The sequence below is a fragment of the Pseudoteredinibacter isoporae genome, from assembly GCF_040372805.1.
GTDB classification, from domain to species: Bacteria; Pseudomonadota; Gammaproteobacteria; order Pseudomonadales; family Cellvibrionaceae; genus Pseudoteredinibacter; species Pseudoteredinibacter isoporae_A.
The window spans coordinates 394,704-409,699 of record NZ_BAABWJ010000001.1 but is presented as its reverse complement, the minus strand read 5'-3'; the positions used below and the strand labels follow the sequence as shown (position 1 = coordinate 409,699).

The following is a 14,996-nucleotide window of genomic DNA, read 5'->3' as shown; positions in this document are numbered from 1 at the left end:
ATGAGTCAGCGCCCTTCTTTTACCCATAAGCAACTGCGTGCTTTTGTCTGCGTGGCTAAGCATAAGAGTTTTGCCGAAGCCTGTGGTGAGCTGCACCTTTCCCAGCCAGCCTTGAGCATTACGATCCGTAATCTGGAGGAGCAATTGGGTGGGCCACTGATCAATCGTACTACCCGCAGTGTCTCTTTAACCCCGGAAGGAGAGGCCTTTTACCCCATCGCCGAGCGTATTTTGCAAGATTGGGAGCGCGCTTTTGATGAGATGCATAACCGCTTTGCTTTACGTCGTGGGCGGCTGGCGATGGCGTGCATGCCTTCGCTGGCGGCCAGTGTCTTCCCGGCACTGATGGCCCGTTTTCATGAGCAATACCCTGAAATTGATCTCAGCTTGGAAGATATTGTGATGGAGGATGTGCTCAGTGCGGTGCACTCTGGGCGAGTGGAGTTGGGCATTGCGTTTGAGCAGGAGCCCCCGGACGATATTGACCAGCAGGTGTTGTTCAGCGATCGGGCCATTGTCGCCTTGCCGGCGGCCCATGAATTATCGTCGAAACCACAGCTTGCCTGGCGGGATCTGGCACGCTTCCCTTTTATCAGTTTGAATGCTCGCTCTGGTTTTCGCCGCAGTCTGGACACCATTATGTTGGAGCAAAATGCAGTGCCCGAGCGCATCTATGAAGCCAACCAACTCACCACGGTGGGACGTATGGCGGCTGAGGGTTTGGGTTTGTGTATTGTTCCTGGTTTTTGTCAGCAGCAGATGGAACAAATGGGCTTGCAATGCATGCCTCTCGCCAAGCCGGTGTTTAAGCGAAAGGTTGTGATTCTGAGTCGCCGCCGTCACGGTTTGTCTGCGCCGGCCTCGGCAATGGTGGGCATGCTGATGAATCTCTATCGGTAGGTGAATTTTAATTTGTACAAATGTCCTATTCGGTAAAGATTGGTTAAACCCAAAGCCCCAATTAGAGTCATCAATTAGACTGCTATTTATAGATTCTGGGCCTGTCTGGCTCAGAGATAATAAGCCTTCAGGCAGGATTAGCTCATGATCGAATTTCAGCTCAATGGCGAGCCCGTGTCCGTGGATTTGCCCGCCGATACCCCCTTGTTATGGATTGTCCGCGAACACTTTCAGTTAACCGGCAGTAAGTTTGGATGTGGCATGGGCTTGTGTGGTGCCTGCACCATGCATGTCGATGGTATTGCCAGTCGTACCTGTATCCTGCCAATTGCTGCGGTTGCCGGAAAATCCGTGACCACAATCGAGGGGCTGGGCAATGCTGAGGAGTTGCATCCTGTTCAAGAAGCTTGGCTGGAGCACAATGTGCCGCAGTGCGGTTACTGCCAGCCAGGGCAAATCATGTCAGCCAGTGCACTGTTGGCTAACAACCCCAAACCGAGTGACGGCGAAATTGATGCTGCCATGAGTGGCAATATCTGCCGCTGCGGTACTTATCCAAGAATTCGCAAAGCCATTAAAAGTGTTGCTGGCGTTCAGCAGTTTGATCCAGCGGCTCAAGCCGCAGGGGGTGAGGCATGAGTCAGTCCAATATGGCGATTCAGCGTCGTTCCTTTTTAAAACTATTGGGTGCTGGTGGTTTGATGCTCAGCATGCCCGCGCTCGCGAAGGATAAGCCGTTGTTGTACAGCCAGGGCGATGCGCTGGTCAGCGATGGTGTTTTGCAGATTACACCTGCCGGTGAAATTATTTTCCTGATGCCACGTGCAGAAATGGGGCAGGGCACCAACACCGGTTTAAGTATGTTGATTGCTGAGGAGCTGAACACGCCCCCGGAACTGATCACCATTCTGCATGCGGGTGTTGGCGAGCCTTACAAAAATCCCTTGTTCGGTATGCAAATGACCGGTGGCAGCACCAGTATCATGGCGCACTATGAACCGCTGAGGAAAACAGCGGCGACGGCTCGGGAAATGATCGTGCAAGCGGCTTCTGAAAAACTGAATATGGACCCAAGCAGTTTGCAGCTTCGCGACGGAAAGCTGTGGTTAGCTGAAAAGGCTTACAGCCTTGGAGATTTTGTTGAGCGAGCCAGCCAAATAAAGCCTCCCACGAAAGTCGTTCTGAAATCCAACAGCAGTCTCCGTTTTATTGGCAAGCCGCAGAAAAAAGTTGATGGCTTAGCCAAGGTGACCGGGCAGGCGCGTTTTGGTATTGATGTGGGTAGTCCAAGCGCTGAATCGGTCATTAATGGTTCCGATCAACATATTCCTAATTTGAAACGTGCGGCGTTGTTGCGTTGCCCGGTAATTGGCGGTGAAGTAAAAACCGTGGATGCCAGTGCCGCCAAAGCACTGCCAGGTGTTATCGATGTCGTGACCATTTTTAATGGCGTCGCCGTTGTTGCAGAGCATTATTGGCAGGCTCGCAAAGCATTGACCGAATTAAAGGTCGAGTGGAATTTGCCCGAGCTCGCAAAACAGAATTCAGCGGATATTCGACGGGCGTTTGAAAAAGCCCTGTCGGAAGATGGACAAACTGCCTTTGAAGAAGGCGACAGTCGCGCAGCGATCGCCAAAGCAGGCGACAATACCTTAACGGCTGATTATCACGTGCCGTATCTGGCGCACGCAACAATGGAGCCCATGAACTGCACTGTGTGGTTGCAAGATGATGTGGCGGATGTGTGGGTGCCAACCCAGGGGCCGGATGTAAGCCAGACGGTAGCCTCTGAACACTGCGATGTGCCCCGCGATAATATTCGTGTTCACAGTACGTTTCTGGGTGGCGGCTTTGGCCGTCGCGTGAATCAGGATTACGTTGCTGAAGCGGTGGCGATTGCCAAGGCCAGTGGTTATCCTATCCAACTGGTTTGGAGCCGTGAAGACGATATGAAAAATGATTTCTATCGTCCGGCGGCGTCGGCGCGAATGAGTGCGGCCATGGATGAGAATGGTCAGCTGCAGGCATGGGATGTGACCCGTGTCGGCCCCAATATTATGGGTTACACCATTGATGAAGCTGCGGGCATGTATTTGCCGGAATTTTTACCGGGCGGTTTTGTCGATTGGATCAGTAAGCGCGGCCACGGCATTTTTGAAAACTGGACGGTTGATCCCAGCAGCGTCGAAGGCCTGTGGGAAGAATACAGTGTGGCCAATAAAACCGTTCGCCAAGTGACCATTGATCCTGGTTTGCGTTTGGGATTCTGGCGCTCTGTTGGGCACTCATTCAGTGGTTTTTTCAAAGAAGGCTTTATGGATGAATTAGCCGAGAAAGCAGAAATTGATCCACTGGATTATCGCTTGCAGCACTGTGGCGATATGCCTCGCCTGGCGGCGGCACTGAAGAAAGTTGCGGACATGTCTCACTGGAAACAGCGCGAGCAATTGGCTGCCCAGGGACGCTATCTCGGCATTGCCTCGGTCTTCAGTTTTAACTCCTACGTTGCTCAGGTGGCCGAAGTGTCGGTCGAGGGTGGTCAGATCAAAGTGCATAAAGTGTATTGCGTAGCGGACTGTGGCCGAGTGGTGAATCCCGACGGTGTGGCCGCGCAGATTGAAGGTGGTATTGTCTTTGGTCTGTCTGCAGCATTGAGTGGCACCATCACATTGAAAGATGGTGTAGTGGAGCAGAGCAATTTCCATGACTACCCGGTTGTGCGCATGAGCGAAGCGCCGGATATTGAGCTGCATATTGTTCCGAGTACTCAAGCACCTACCGGCGCGGGTGAACCCGCTGTGCCGCCGATAGCGCCTGCGGTGGCAAACGCTGTTTTTGCTGCCAGTGGTCAACGTTTGCGTGAATTGCCTTTGCGTCTGGCTTAAGAGTGTTTTAGAGAGACATGCAGGCTGAACACGAAGAAATTTTACAAGCAGCATTGACGGCGGCTGATGCCGGAAAACAGATTTGTCTGGTGTCGGTCATAGAGACCTTTGGCAGTTCTCCGAGGCCAGTCGGTTCTCTGTTGGCAGTGGCCGACAGTGGAGAATTTTGGGGGTCCGTTTCCGGCGGCTGCGTTGAAGAAGAGCTGCTGGAGCGCCTGCGAGGCCATTGGCCAGGGCAGGCTGAAGTGTTGTTGTACGGTGAGAGCGAAGAAGAGCGTGCACGTTTGCAGCTGCCTTGTGGTGGCTGCATGCGTTTGTATGTTCAACCGTTGCAAGACAATGTGTTGCGTGATGCCTTGCAAGCACTCAAAGATCGTCAACCCATTGCGCTATTGAGTACCTTCAGCGACAAGCACTGTGTCGTACAACCTTGCGACAGTAAACAGGAATCTTCATGGGATGGTGAACGTTGGCTCAATGTATTGGGTCCACGTTGGCAGCTTTATATTGTCGGGGCAGGGCCGATTGCTCAGTACCTTGTGCAAATGGCTGAGCTGGTGAACATTCGCTGCGCCGTGATTGACCCCCGTCCGGAATACGCTGAACAATGGCAAGAACACTGGGCGCCGTTGTATCGGCAATATCCGGATGATGTACTGGCTGCTCGTGGTGTTGATCGGCATTGTTTTATCACCACCGTCAGCCATGATCCAAAAATTGATGACTTGGCGATTATGTTAGCCCTGCGTTCTGACGCTGCCTATGTTGGGGCAATGGGTTCAGTTCGAACCAGTGCCAAACGTCGCCAGCGATTGCAGGAACATTTCGGTTTCAGTGAGGAAGAATTGGCTGCACTGAAAGCTCCCATTGGTTTGGATATTCACAGCAAAACGCCTGCTGAAATTGCTGTCGCAATTCTGGCGGATTTGATCTCGGTTAAAAATGCCTGATCACCAGAGTGTTGATCAATTGCAGGTTTGTGTTCTTGCGGCTGGTTTTTCAAGGCGTTTCGGTCGAGCGAAACTGTTGGAAAAAATGGCGGACGGGCGTCGCCTGATCGATCATAGTTTGCAAGCTTATTTGGAATTGAATCTGCCGTTGGTGGTCTTTCTCAGGGAAGACGATCATGATTTGCGCTCACACCTCAGTGCGCAAAATATTGCCTTCAATTTGTTGGGCGATGTCCGCGAAGGATTGTCGGTTACTGTGAGGGCAGCGGCCAGCTTTTGTCTTTCTGGGCAACACCCGTTCACTTTATTTGCTTTGGCTGATATGCCCAGTCTGGATGCTGAAGCGCTCAAGGCGTTTCTGAAAAAAATTATCTGGCGAGACGATGTGATTGCTGCACCTTACTCAGAGAAAGAAGGGCGTTTAGGGAACCCGGTGGTGTTTGCTCGGCGCTTTTTGCCTGAGTTTCAGAAGCTCAAAGGTGATCAGGGTGCCCGCCCTGTTATTCAGTCGCAGCTTGATATGTTGCAGGCAATTGACAGTCCACATCCTGGTTTCTACCAAGATGTGGACAAGCCGGAAGATCTAATAAGGTCTCTTGATTAGTGGGCGTTTGCAACCTGACCGCCATCTAACACGATGGTGTGACCGTTCACAAAGGCCGACGCGCGTGAGCTCAAGTAGATTGCCGTTCCGGCTGCATCTTCCGGAGTGCCAATTCGGCCTGCGGGAACGGAAGACGCCGCCGCTTGTTCATCGTGATCCAAAATAAAGGCGGTCATCTTGCTCGGGAAAAAGCCCGGGGCAATACCGTTAACCAGAATATTATCTTTGATCAGACGTGCCGCCATATGGCGCGTTAAGTGAATAACCGCCGCCTTACTTGCTGAGTAGGAATAGTTCTCCATGTTCGGATTGGTTAAGCCATTGATGGAGGCGATGTTGATAATCCGGCTGCGGTCATCGGCATTGGCGCCCTGGCGCAGCAGTGGCAATAATTGTTGGCTCAAAAAGAAAATGGATTTGGTGTTCAAATCCATGACTCGATCCCAGCCTTGCTCGGTGAACTCATCAATGTCCTGGCCCCAGGTTGCGCCGGCGTTATTGACCAGAATGTCGATTTGCGATTCCCGCGCCTGAATTTCAGCGACAAACTGCTCTATGCCTTCCATTGTGCTGAGGTCTGAACTGATAGCGATGCATTCACCCTGTTCGCTGAGTGCTTCAGCCGTGGCGTCCAGTTCCGCTTGCTTGCGCGCGGTTATGTAGGTTCTCGCGCCAGCGGCCACAAAGCCCTGGGCAATCATGGCGCCAATTCCCCGTGAACCACCGGTCACAATGGCCACCTTACCCTGTAAATCAAATAGTGCCTGCATGGCTGTCTCCTGGCTGACTTTAAAAGAGGGCTCATTGTAAGAGCCAATAGTTATAGCGCCTAGGGTGAATACTGACAGGATGTCGCACTTAAAGAGTGAGTCAGTTGGCGCTTGATACGTGCACAGGATCCATCCTTCGTTTGAGGTTGATGTCTGTGGCATTGTATCCATCAAATTGCCAAGTCCTTCACATTCCTCCGGGGAAACCCGGCGTAGGATTGCCAGCTAGCTCGCTTAAGCCCCCTGGGATTTTGCCGATAATAACAATAACCATTTGTGCATAAAGGGAAGTTTCATGCCAAATATCAAAGCTCAACGTGTCAAACAAGTCGAAATAGAGATGTATCGGGGCATCGTGCCTCATCTGGTTGTGGTGGCCTTGGGGCACTGTTGCCAACAGCACGACCGTGCCACACTCTGTTTGGCGAAAGAGCAGCCTGATGCAGACCGAGGCATCTTCGATTTTGAATTCTGCATGGGGGCAGCCTCGTGTGATTGCGGCGGTGAACCGGAAAACAGCTTGGCCAGTTATCGTCTGTTGCGCCCCCAAACCGCCAGTTATACCTGGGTTGGTTTCCCGTCAAGCCTTCGGGCAGTTCGAATCGTTTCTGAGCACAACACCTTGATGAAATACCTCGCCGAGCCTGATATGGCCGAAGCGATCTGAATCCAGGCCGACCTGATACCCTCTTTCGCCTTCCTGAATTGCCAGACCTTGTATTGTGTTTGACCTCTCACTATCCTGAGCCTCCAACGATCTTGGTGAATTGGGGTAGTGGCATGGATAAGGCTCAGTTGGAATCGTTTCTTTCTCAGTCTCTCAGCGATGAACGTTTGGACAATCAGGAGAAGCGTGAGCTGCGGGGTTTTGTGTTGGAATTGAGTGACGCCGAACGCAATTTTGTGCGCAATCGGGCTTTTGATCTGGCCCGCGATGCGATGGACGAAGAGGACAGCGAGCCCGCTGCGATTCTGGAGTGGTTGAGAAAGGTGGTTAAGGTCTGTAAGCAGGACAGCGGTTTTTATAAAACTGAGCAGGTTTATTTCAGCCCCGGAAATACCTGTCGAGAGGCCATTGTTCAACAGATCCGCGCTGCTCGGAAACAGATTGAAATCTGTGTGTTTACTATTTCAGACGATATTATTACGAAGGCAATTTTGGATGCGCATCAGCGCAATATCGATGTGCGTATCATCAGCGATAATGATAAATCCCACGACCTGGGCAGCGATATTGAACGTATGCAAGAGGCAGGTGTGAATCTGCGCTTGGACCACAGCCCATACCATATGCACCATAAATTCGCCTTATTTGATCAACGCCTGCTGATCAATGGGAGTTTCAATTGGACTCGCAGCGCCAGCACAAAAAATCAGGAAAATATTGTGCTGAGCTACGAACGTAAATTACTGCGAGAATTTTCTGTGCTGTTTGAACAGCTTTGGCAGGCCTACGAATAAACGCAGTTGCTTCTTTCATTGGCCGGCAGACAGCGTGCTGTGTTTGTCGACAAAGCTCACGATGTTTTGAATAAAGACTTCGGGCTCGAAATAAAACGCGGCAACATGAGTGCCCCAGGCTCCGTGCTTGTCGTAGATCCAGTGGTCACTGGCTGGATCAGCGAAGGCGTGATATTCAATATCTTTTCGAGTGTTTCTCAGGGCTTCAGCGTGCTCCAGGCGCGTGACCGGATCGCCAACGTCTTGCAGCAATAGGGTGGGCAAACGTTGTTGGCTGGCGACGGTAAAGGCCGACGGTTCGAAGTCACGTTGTTGCAAGGTACTCCAAACGACCAGTTCCGCGAGCCAGCTTGGAACCCCGGTGCTGGCCTGGGCGCCCAGTTCCAAAGCATCTTTGGTATTGAGCATCGGGTCAAATAAGATCAGGCCTCGGCTGCGGGAATCGACATCGGCAAGATGAATGACCGCTGCGCCTCCCATGGACAAGCCAAAACTGAAAATGGGCAGTTGCTGCGGGTTTTTCAGCTCGATTTGATCAAGAGCTGCAATGAGATCCGGGCGCTCAGCAATGCCCATTCCCAGCTCGCCTTGTTCGCTGCGTGCTGAGGTTCCGTGATTACGCAGGTCGATGGCCAATAGAGACAAACCTTCAGCCAAAAGAGCTTTGTACATTGCCAATGAATTGGGGAAGCGTCCTTCTTTTGAACCGTTTGCACCGTGCACCATCAACAGGATGGCCTTGGGGGTTTCAGCAGGCATCCACCAGCCGTGGAGCTTGAGGGCTTGGTCTTTCGGCTCGAAATGAATGTCTTCATAAGCAATGCCCAAATCGGCTGGGGTTTGCTTGGGGATTTGATTTTTCGCGGCGAGCATATGGTTCGGCAGTACCAGCCCAACAATCACACAGGTGGTGAGCAATAAAATGGCTAGCCCTATACTGAGCTTTTTCATGGAAGGTCCTTAGTGTCTCTTGTTCAGGTGGCGTTTCCGACCTGATTGGATAGGCTATGGCATTGAGTGCCAGCATTGCCGATAATAGTGAGTAATCGTTACCTTGGTCAATTCATCGTCGGAATAGGCCAGTGAGCCCAGCGGCTAATTTGGGCATAATACGAGACGACTATAAATCAATTCAGGCCCGATCAGAGAGTTATTGTGAAATTCCAAGTTATCCCCGTGACCCCTTACCAGCAAAATTGCAGCCTGCTATGGTGTGAAAAAACCATGGAGGGTGTTGTTGTCGATCCTGGTGGAGATCTGGATCGTATCAAGCAAGCGGTTCAGCAGTTGGGCATTACGCTGGTCAAAATTATTAATACCCATGCCCATCTGGATCATGTGGGAGGGGTGGCCGCGTTGGCAAAAGAACTCGAATTGCCGATTGAGGGCCCGCATCAAGAAGATGATTTCTGGATTCAATCGCTCCCCAATCAAGCTCAGATGATGGGTTTTCCACCGGCCAGTACCTTTGTACCGAACCGTTGGTTGGAACAGGGTGACGACATCCGCTTTGGGGAAGAGGTTTTGGAAGTGCGTCATTGTCCCGGACACACTCCGGGTCATGTGATTTTCTTTCACCGAGGCACTAAGTTGGCAATCGTAGGCGATGTTTTGTTTCAAGGATCGATCGGCCGTACTGATTTTCCTCGTGGGGATTTTGACACCCTGGTGAAGTCTATCCGTGAGCAGTTATGGACACTGGGCGATGATGTAAGCTTTATTCCCGGACATGGCCCGATGTCAACATTTGGCCATGAGCGTAAGACTAACCCGTTTGTTTCCGATAAAAATTTCGGTTAATTCCATTGAGAAGCTCGCGCAATTTATCAGCGCAAATCGCAGACACATTCAGCGAGCTTTGAACTGCCGTAGTAGAGAGTGTTATGACTGAGCGTATTTGGTTTTCAGAACCCAGCCTTGAAGAATTCACCAAGGGCCATAAAAACACAGCCGTAGAGGCCATGGGCATTGAAATCACCGAAATCGGTGATGATTATATTCGTGGCACCATGCCAGCGGATCATCGTACGTTCCAGCCCTTCGGTTTAATCCACGGTGGCGCCAATGTCGTGTTGGCGGAAACCTTGGGCAGTATTGGTGCGAATCTGGTGATCGATCCCAGTAAAGAATTCAGTGTCGGCCAGGAAGTCAATGCGAACCATGTTCGCGGTGTGCGAGAAGGCCATGTCATCGGAACGGCGACGTTAGCGTATCGCGGTCGCAGTTCCCAGGTTTGGGAAATTCACATCGAAGATGATAAAGGGCGTTTGAGCTGTATTTCCCGATTGACAATGGCGGTGGTGCCGCTGAAGCGTTAAGTGCTATTCCGCTTTGCGCAACACCGATTCCATAGCTGCACGTAACCCCAATGGAATGTCCACGGTCGCACGACTCGTTCGATCAATCCACACATGGGTAAAGTGCCCCTGGGCGGCTGCTTCATCGTCGTTGGGGGCAAACAATGCGGCAGCGTATTGCACGGAGCTGCGTCCGATTTTATTAACCCGTACACCGACATCAATAGTTTGATGTTCAGGCCAGCCCAATTCTTTAAAATAGTCGCAGCCGGAATTGACGATGAGGCCAATGATCGGGTCGCTGGCCATGTTCAATCCGCCTTCCTGATGCAGGAATAAGTTCACAGCATTATCAATAAACTGGCTATGAACATTGTTGTTTAAATGGCCGTAAATATCATTGTCCTGAAATTTGGTGCTCATCTGAGTGAACCAAAAATAATCACTGCGCGAGTCCGATGATGGTTTCATGGTTGCTATGCCCGGCTGGTAGTTAATGCTTATGAATTATGATTGATACGACTTGATGCTGTTGAGTAACTTGGCAATGGCGTCACGCTCGGCTTCGTTTAGCTCCGGGCGCCAGATTTCAAAAATCAGTACTACGCGTTCGGAGTCGGAATCGTTCCAGGCTTCATGCTCAATTGAATCATCAAAGATCATCACTTTACCCTCTTGCCAGGGGCGGCTCTCATTACCACAGCGCAGGGCGCCGCAGTTCTCTGGAATGATCAATGGCAGGTGGCAAATCAAACGAGTATTCAAAAATCCGTGATGTGGGTCTATGCGTGTTTTTGGTCGCAAGCGAGAAAACAATACGTTAGGGGAGCTGCCGGGAACTCGGGCGAACGGAATGTTGTCCAGAGCGCTGATGGTGTTTGGAAAATGCGCTTTGGCATCGTCCAGGCAGTTGCCGTTTTTCCAAAGATAGAATGCGCCCCAATCATTATTATTCCAGTTTTTACTCCGACTTAAGGTGGGCACTTCTTCGCTGCTTTGTAAATAGGGTTCAAAATCTACCCCTTTGGCCAGCGCGGCCTCCAGTTCCTGCTTGATAGTTGCGGTAGCGGATTCCAGTTCGTCCACCCAGTCAAATTGCTCGGTATCAAAAAATTGAATGTGGGGCAGTCGTGGAAAGAAAAACTTGGATGGTTGTTGAGGGTAAAATTGTTTTTTCCCCATGCTGATATCGAGCGCTTCCTGAAAACGGGGGCCGGTACTTTCCGAGTTAAGTCCCAGGGCGTTTACTTGATCCTGAAGATAATTCAGCTGTTCGGTTTCAACACGGTCGTAATTGGCTTGGGCGCGTGGAATTTGAGCGCGTAAGTCAGGGGCGAGTTGTGGGTCTTGTTCTGCCTGAATCAAAAAACCTTGATAGAACTCTGCCGCCGTAGCTTTGTCTCCGCTGTGCCAGAGGTTGTCTGCTTTGAAGAGCAGGGCCTGGGGATTTCTGGGTTGCAGCTGTAGGGACTGATTGACAGCATCGAGTGCGCCTTGTGAATCCTGGGCATTCCCGCAGGCAAACGCCAGTCCGAGCCATACGCCGGCATTTGCCTGAGCTTGGGGATGTTGCAGTGCAGACTGAAAGAGTCGTTTGGCTTGTTGGGCCTGGCCGCTACGCAGGGCTTGGGATGCCTGATTCAGCTGTTCTTGTAAGGCTTGCATGGCTCACTTCTTTTGGTTTGAAACGAAACGCCTAAGAGTAGAGCCTGGGGCTGCTCGGCACAAGCTTTTTAAGGCTTGTGCCGGTGGGGTTGCTATTGGATCGAGCTAGTTTGCTTTTAATTCGATACGTGCGCTGACGCTGGTAATTCGAACGTCGGCAGAGCCATTGTTTAAGGTCATATCCAAAGAGCGGCCGGGTCCGTATTGTGGTCGTACCGCTTCTTGGTCGCTCAGTTGATTTTTAATACGGCCGCCGGCGTGATTTCTCAAACTGAAATCCGCGGAGACATCGGCGTCCAGATTCAAGGTGATGCGCCCGCTGACGGAATCGATGCTGACATCCGCATTAGGCAGCAGCTTGTCAATGGTAATGTTCGCGCGGGCATTGGCGGTTTGAATGCGCAGATCGCTAACTTCTTTGGATTCCAGTTCGATCACTGAATTGACCGACTCCAGTTCAATTACCGGCGCATCTGTGTGACTGGAAATAGGCCCGTTGACGGTTTTGATCTCCAGCGTGCCGCTGGAATTTCTGTCTTCAATGCCGCCATTAATGCTTTGAATTTCAATTTGCCCGCTGAGGTTTTCAGTGGAGACATGGCCGTTGATGGTCTCGAGTCGAATTTCTTCACTCAGGGATTCCGCCTTGATGCTCCCGTTCACGGTTTCTACAATGCTGCCGCCATGAATATCGCTGATCTCGAAATCGACCAGAACACCTTCACCAAACAATTTGCTGTTTTTGGGAATGTGGAAGGTGAGTTCCGAGCCTCGGGATTTGTTACGGTAATTGCCGCGTGGCATGTCGACCTCAAAAACCACACGCTGACCTTGTCGTTCAAATTCATAGCCTTCAGCTTCATCGTCCAGCTCGCCGCTGACCTTGACTTGGTTTTTGTCCCAGCCAATGATGGTGATGTTACCGCGCATATTGTCGATGTAAACTCGGCCGTCGGATTCGGCGTCCAGGGTTTTTTCAATGCTTTGACCCGCAATGGCGGCACTGGAAAGAACAGCTAAACCAAATGTTAAAATTGCATGCTTCATGTCGTTCACCTTAAATTTGTTGCCATTGTGGTGCGTGAACCTTATTGATCAGGTCCAATTGTTGTTGATACACATTCCCCAGCATCCGAATCAGAACAGCATTGTCCGGATCATTTTCGAGGGCTGTGCGCAGGCTCTTTGCGGCCTCCTCCATATCGTGTAATTGTTGCTGCCAGTCGCTGACCAGAGCTTCCTGTCCTTTGTAGCGCACCAGCATCTGCTGTTTTTCCTGCTCATAGGTTTCCACCAGGGCGGCGATGCCCTCATTCTGTTGTGGCTGATTAAATGAGCTAAAATCCGTTTTGATCAGCAACACCGCCGCCAAAACCGAAGCGGCACTGCTCAGGGCAATTTTGCTGTTGATGGACATGCCCCAGGATCGCTTTTGCTGTTCCTGATTGATGGCCCGTTCGATGCCCGGCCACAGATCTTTACTGGGGCTGATTTCTTCTGGGCATTGGCTTTCATCGGCCAGCAACTCATCTAATGTTTTATTCTGCTTCATGGTTTAACCACTCCTGCAATAAATTGCGTGCGCGATGGTACTGCGCGCGACTTGCGCCGGATGAAATGCCCAGCATTTCGGCGATTTCCACATGGCGGTAACCTTCCACGCCGTGCAGAGTAAAAACAACCCTGGCCCGTTCGGGTAAGCGACAGAGCAGCTTATCGAGGCTGGAAAGCTCAAGGTTGCCCTGTTCCAGACTGGGGCCCTGTGCTTCGGGTATCGCTTCCTCTTCCTGGCTAAACACCAGCTTTAGCCAGGATTTGTGCTTGCGCAGGTAGTCCAGAGTGGTCCGGCTTGCCAGCGTATGTAACCAGGTGCTGAATCGACTTTGTTTATTAAAGGTGTCGAGTTTGCGCCAGGCCTTGATAAAGGCCTCCTGGGTACATTCTTCAGCGGATTCCGGGCTTGCAGTCATGCGCAGACACAGGGCGTAAACCCGTTTGTAGTGTCGCTCATAGAGCTGCTTAAAGGCCCGGCTGTCGCCGCTGGCTGCCTGATCCACCAGAGCGCTGTCTGGATCTTCTCCAGCATAGGCTTCTGCAACAGCCGTCATAGTGTCTCCTAGTGTGTGGCTTTGTTGATTATGACGGGGTTGTCCCTGAAAACGTTTGTCCGTCGTACAATTTATTTGTTCCTGCCATTTTCCGGTCCTGGGCGGCTTGGGGTACTTTACCGGGTAAAGCCCAATAAATCCCGGGTCAGCTTGTGGTATAGTGCGGGCCAATTTTGCATTGTTAAAGGTAGCGAATTTACCCATGTCCCAAGCGTTCCCTGAACTGAAAAACGACCGTTTCCTGCGTGCTTTGTTGCGCCAACCCGTCGATGTCACTCCTGTGTGGATGATGCGTCAGGCCGGTCGCTATCTTCCTGAGTATCGTGCCACCCGCGCCCAGGCGGGCGATTTTCTGTCCTTGTGCAAGAACACCGAGCTGGCCTGTGAGGTGACTTTACAGCCTTTACGCCGCTATTCCCTGGATGCCTCCATTCTGTTCTCGGACATTCTGACGGTACCTGATGCGATGGGATTGGGCTTGTATTTTGAAGCCGGTGAAGGGCCTAAATTCAAGAAACCACTGCGTACTGCTGAGGATATCGAAAAGTTGCCGGTCGTGAACACCGCTCAGGATCTCAGTTATGTGACCGATGCGGTCTCTATGATCCGTCGCGAGCTGAATGGCATGGTGCCTCTAATCGGCTTTACTGGCAGTCCCTGGACCCTGGCGACGTACATGATCGAAGGCGGTTCCAGCAAGGATTACCGACGCACCAAGGCGATGATGTACGATCAGCCTGAACTGTTCCAGATGCTGCTGGATAAACTGGTGGAGTCGATCATCGATTACCTCAATGCCCAGATTCGTGCGGGTGCCCAAGCGGTACAGATCTTCGATTCCTGGGGTGGCGCACTGGCTCACGATGCCTACCTGACGAACTCCTTATTGCCCATGAAGCGCATCATCGATGGTTTGATTAAGGAGCACGATGGCCGCCAGGTGCCGGTTATTCTGTTTACCAAGGGCGGTGGCCAGTGGTTGGAAGCCATGGCGGGCAGCGGTGCTCAGGCACTGGGACTGGATTGGACAACCGATATCGCAGATGCCCGCGCCCGTGTGGGTGATCGCGTGGCCCTGCAGGGGAATATGGATCCAAGCATCCTGTACGCGTCTCCTGAGCGCATTCGCCAGGAAGTAGCGACCATTCTGAAGGGCTTTGGAAAGGGGGAAGGGCATGTCTTTAATTTGGGACATGGTATTACTCCAGAAGTAGACCCAGATCACGCTGGCGCCTTTATTTCAGCCGTTCATGAACTATCGGCTGACTATCACTCATAGCTTGATTAGACTAAAATACCACCAAAGTATTTGTTTGAGGCCCGGGTATAACTCGGGCTTATGATGAGTGGGCCCCG

General features: G+C 51.6%; 17 protein-coding genes. 10 read left to right on the top strand and 7 right to left on the bottom strand.

Features of this window, described 5'->3' with window-relative positions:
- The 5 genes from ABWW03_RS01895 (at window position 1) to ABWW03_RS01875 (ending at window position 5,339) form a co-directional block, all read left to right on the top strand.
- Complete coding sequence (locus ABWW03_RS01895; RefSeq protein ID WP_353406012.1) at window positions 1–900, top strand: LysR family transcriptional regulator; 900 nt, start codon at window positions 1–3, stop codon at window positions 898–900.
- 144 nt (window positions 901–1,044) lie between these two features.
- Entirely contained in the window at window positions 1,045–1,539 is a 495-nt protein-coding gene (locus ABWW03_RS01890) for a (2Fe-2S)-binding protein (RefSeq protein ID WP_353406011.1), read from the top strand.
- Window positions 1,536–3,785 carry a xanthine dehydrogenase family protein molybdopterin-binding subunit gene (locus ABWW03_RS01885; RefSeq protein ID WP_353406010.1) on the top strand — a complete coding sequence of 750 codons (2,250 nt, stop codon included), beginning with the start codon at window positions 1,536–1,538 and terminating at the stop codon, window positions 3,783–3,785. The genes ABWW03_RS01890 and ABWW03_RS01885 overlap by 4 nt, the downstream gene beginning before the upstream one ends.
- A gap of 17 nt (window positions 3,786–3,802) precedes the next feature.
- A complete protein-coding gene (locus ABWW03_RS01880) occupies window positions 3,803–4,735 on the top strand; it encodes an XdhC family protein (RefSeq protein WP_353406008.1) in 933 nt (310 codons plus the stop codon).
- A complete protein-coding gene (locus ABWW03_RS01875; protein WP_353406007.1) occupies window positions 4,728–5,339 on the top strand; it encodes a nucleotidyltransferase family protein in 612 nt (203 codons plus the stop codon). The genes ABWW03_RS01880 and ABWW03_RS01875 overlap by 8 nt, the downstream gene beginning before the upstream one ends.
- Here the strand turns inward: ABWW03_RS01875 and ABWW03_RS01870 are convergent.
- Entirely contained in the window at window positions 5,336–6,109 is a 774-nt protein-coding gene (locus ABWW03_RS01870) for an SDR family oxidoreductase (RefSeq protein WP_353406005.1), read from the bottom strand. The two genes, ABWW03_RS01875 and ABWW03_RS01870, sit on opposite strands and share 4 nt — an antisense overlap.
- Before the next feature lie 295 nt (window positions 6,110–6,404).
- Between ABWW03_RS01870 and ABWW03_RS01865 the strand changes: the two genes are divergently transcribed.
- Window positions 6,405–6,776 (top strand): hypothetical protein, encoded by a 372-nt coding sequence (locus ABWW03_RS01865; RefSeq protein ID WP_353406003.1) that lies wholly within the window; start codon window positions 6,405–6,407, stop codon window positions 6,774–6,776.
- 113 nt (window positions 6,777–6,889) lie between these two features.
- Window positions 6,890–7,570: a phospholipase D-like domain-containing protein gene (locus tag ABWW03_RS01860; protein ID WP_353406002.1), complete on the top strand. Its 681-nt coding sequence runs from the start codon at window positions 6,890–6,892 to the stop codon at window positions 7,568–7,570.
- Window positions 7,571–7,585: 15 nt separating this feature from the next.
- On the opposite strand, the gene ABWW03_RS01855 is transcribed toward ABWW03_RS01860, so the two are convergent.
- Entirely contained in the window at window positions 7,586–8,521 is a 936-nt protein-coding gene (locus tag ABWW03_RS01855) for an alpha/beta hydrolase (RefSeq protein ID WP_353406001.1), read from the bottom strand.
- Window positions 8,522–8,722: 201 nt separating this feature from the next.
- Between ABWW03_RS01855 and ABWW03_RS01850 the strand changes: the two genes are divergently transcribed.
- Together ABWW03_RS01850 and ABWW03_RS01845 are read left to right on the top strand one after the other, a co-directional pair.
- Window positions 8,723–9,370, top strand: coding sequence for an MBL fold metallo-hydrolase (locus tag ABWW03_RS01850; RefSeq protein WP_353407109.1), 648 nt, complete (start codon window positions 8,723–8,725; stop codon window positions 9,368–9,370).
- A gap of 83 nt (window positions 9,371–9,453) precedes the next feature.
- Entirely contained in the window at window positions 9,454–9,888 is a 435-nt protein-coding gene (locus ABWW03_RS01845; RefSeq protein WP_353405999.1) for a hotdog fold thioesterase, read from the top strand.
- A gap of 3 nt (window positions 9,889–9,891) precedes the next feature.
- Here ABWW03_RS01845 and ABWW03_RS01840 read toward each other — a convergent pair whose 3' ends face one another.
- From ABWW03_RS01840 to ABWW03_RS01820, 5 genes are all read right to left on the bottom strand, one after another.
- Window positions 9,892–10,290, bottom strand: coding sequence for an acyl-CoA thioesterase (locus ABWW03_RS01840; protein WP_353405998.1), 399 nt, complete (start codon window positions 10,288–10,290; stop codon window positions 9,892–9,894).
- A gap of 84 nt (window positions 10,291–10,374) precedes the next feature.
- Entirely contained in the window at window positions 10,375–11,532 is a 1,158-nt protein-coding gene (locus ABWW03_RS01835) for an aspartyl/asparaginyl beta-hydroxylase domain-containing protein (protein WP_353405996.1), read from the bottom strand.
- A 105-nt stretch (window positions 11,533–11,637) separates the two neighbouring features.
- Complete coding sequence (locus ABWW03_RS01830; RefSeq protein WP_353405995.1) at window positions 11,638–12,579, bottom strand: DUF4097 family beta strand repeat-containing protein; 942 nt, start codon at window positions 12,577–12,579, stop codon at window positions 11,638–11,640.
- A 10-nt stretch (window positions 12,580–12,589) separates the two neighbouring features.
- Entirely contained in the window at window positions 12,590–13,084 is a 495-nt protein-coding gene (locus tag ABWW03_RS01825) for a hypothetical protein (RefSeq protein WP_353405994.1), read from the bottom strand.
- On the bottom strand, window positions 13,071–13,640 hold the full coding sequence (locus tag ABWW03_RS01820; protein ID WP_353405993.1) for an RNA polymerase sigma factor: 570 nt from the start codon (window positions 13,638–13,640) through the stop codon (window positions 13,071–13,073). Before ABWW03_RS01820 ends, ABWW03_RS01825 begins: the two co-directional genes overlap by 14 nt.
- A 202-nt stretch (window positions 13,641–13,842) precedes the next feature.
- On the opposite strand from ABWW03_RS01820, the gene hemE reads away from it, so the two are divergent.
- On the top strand, window positions 13,843–14,919 hold the full coding sequence (hemE, locus tag ABWW03_RS01815; RefSeq protein WP_353405992.1) for a uroporphyrinogen decarboxylase: 1,077 nt from the start codon (window positions 13,843–13,845) through the stop codon (window positions 14,917–14,919).
- Window positions 14,920–14,996 lie beyond the last annotated feature (77 nt).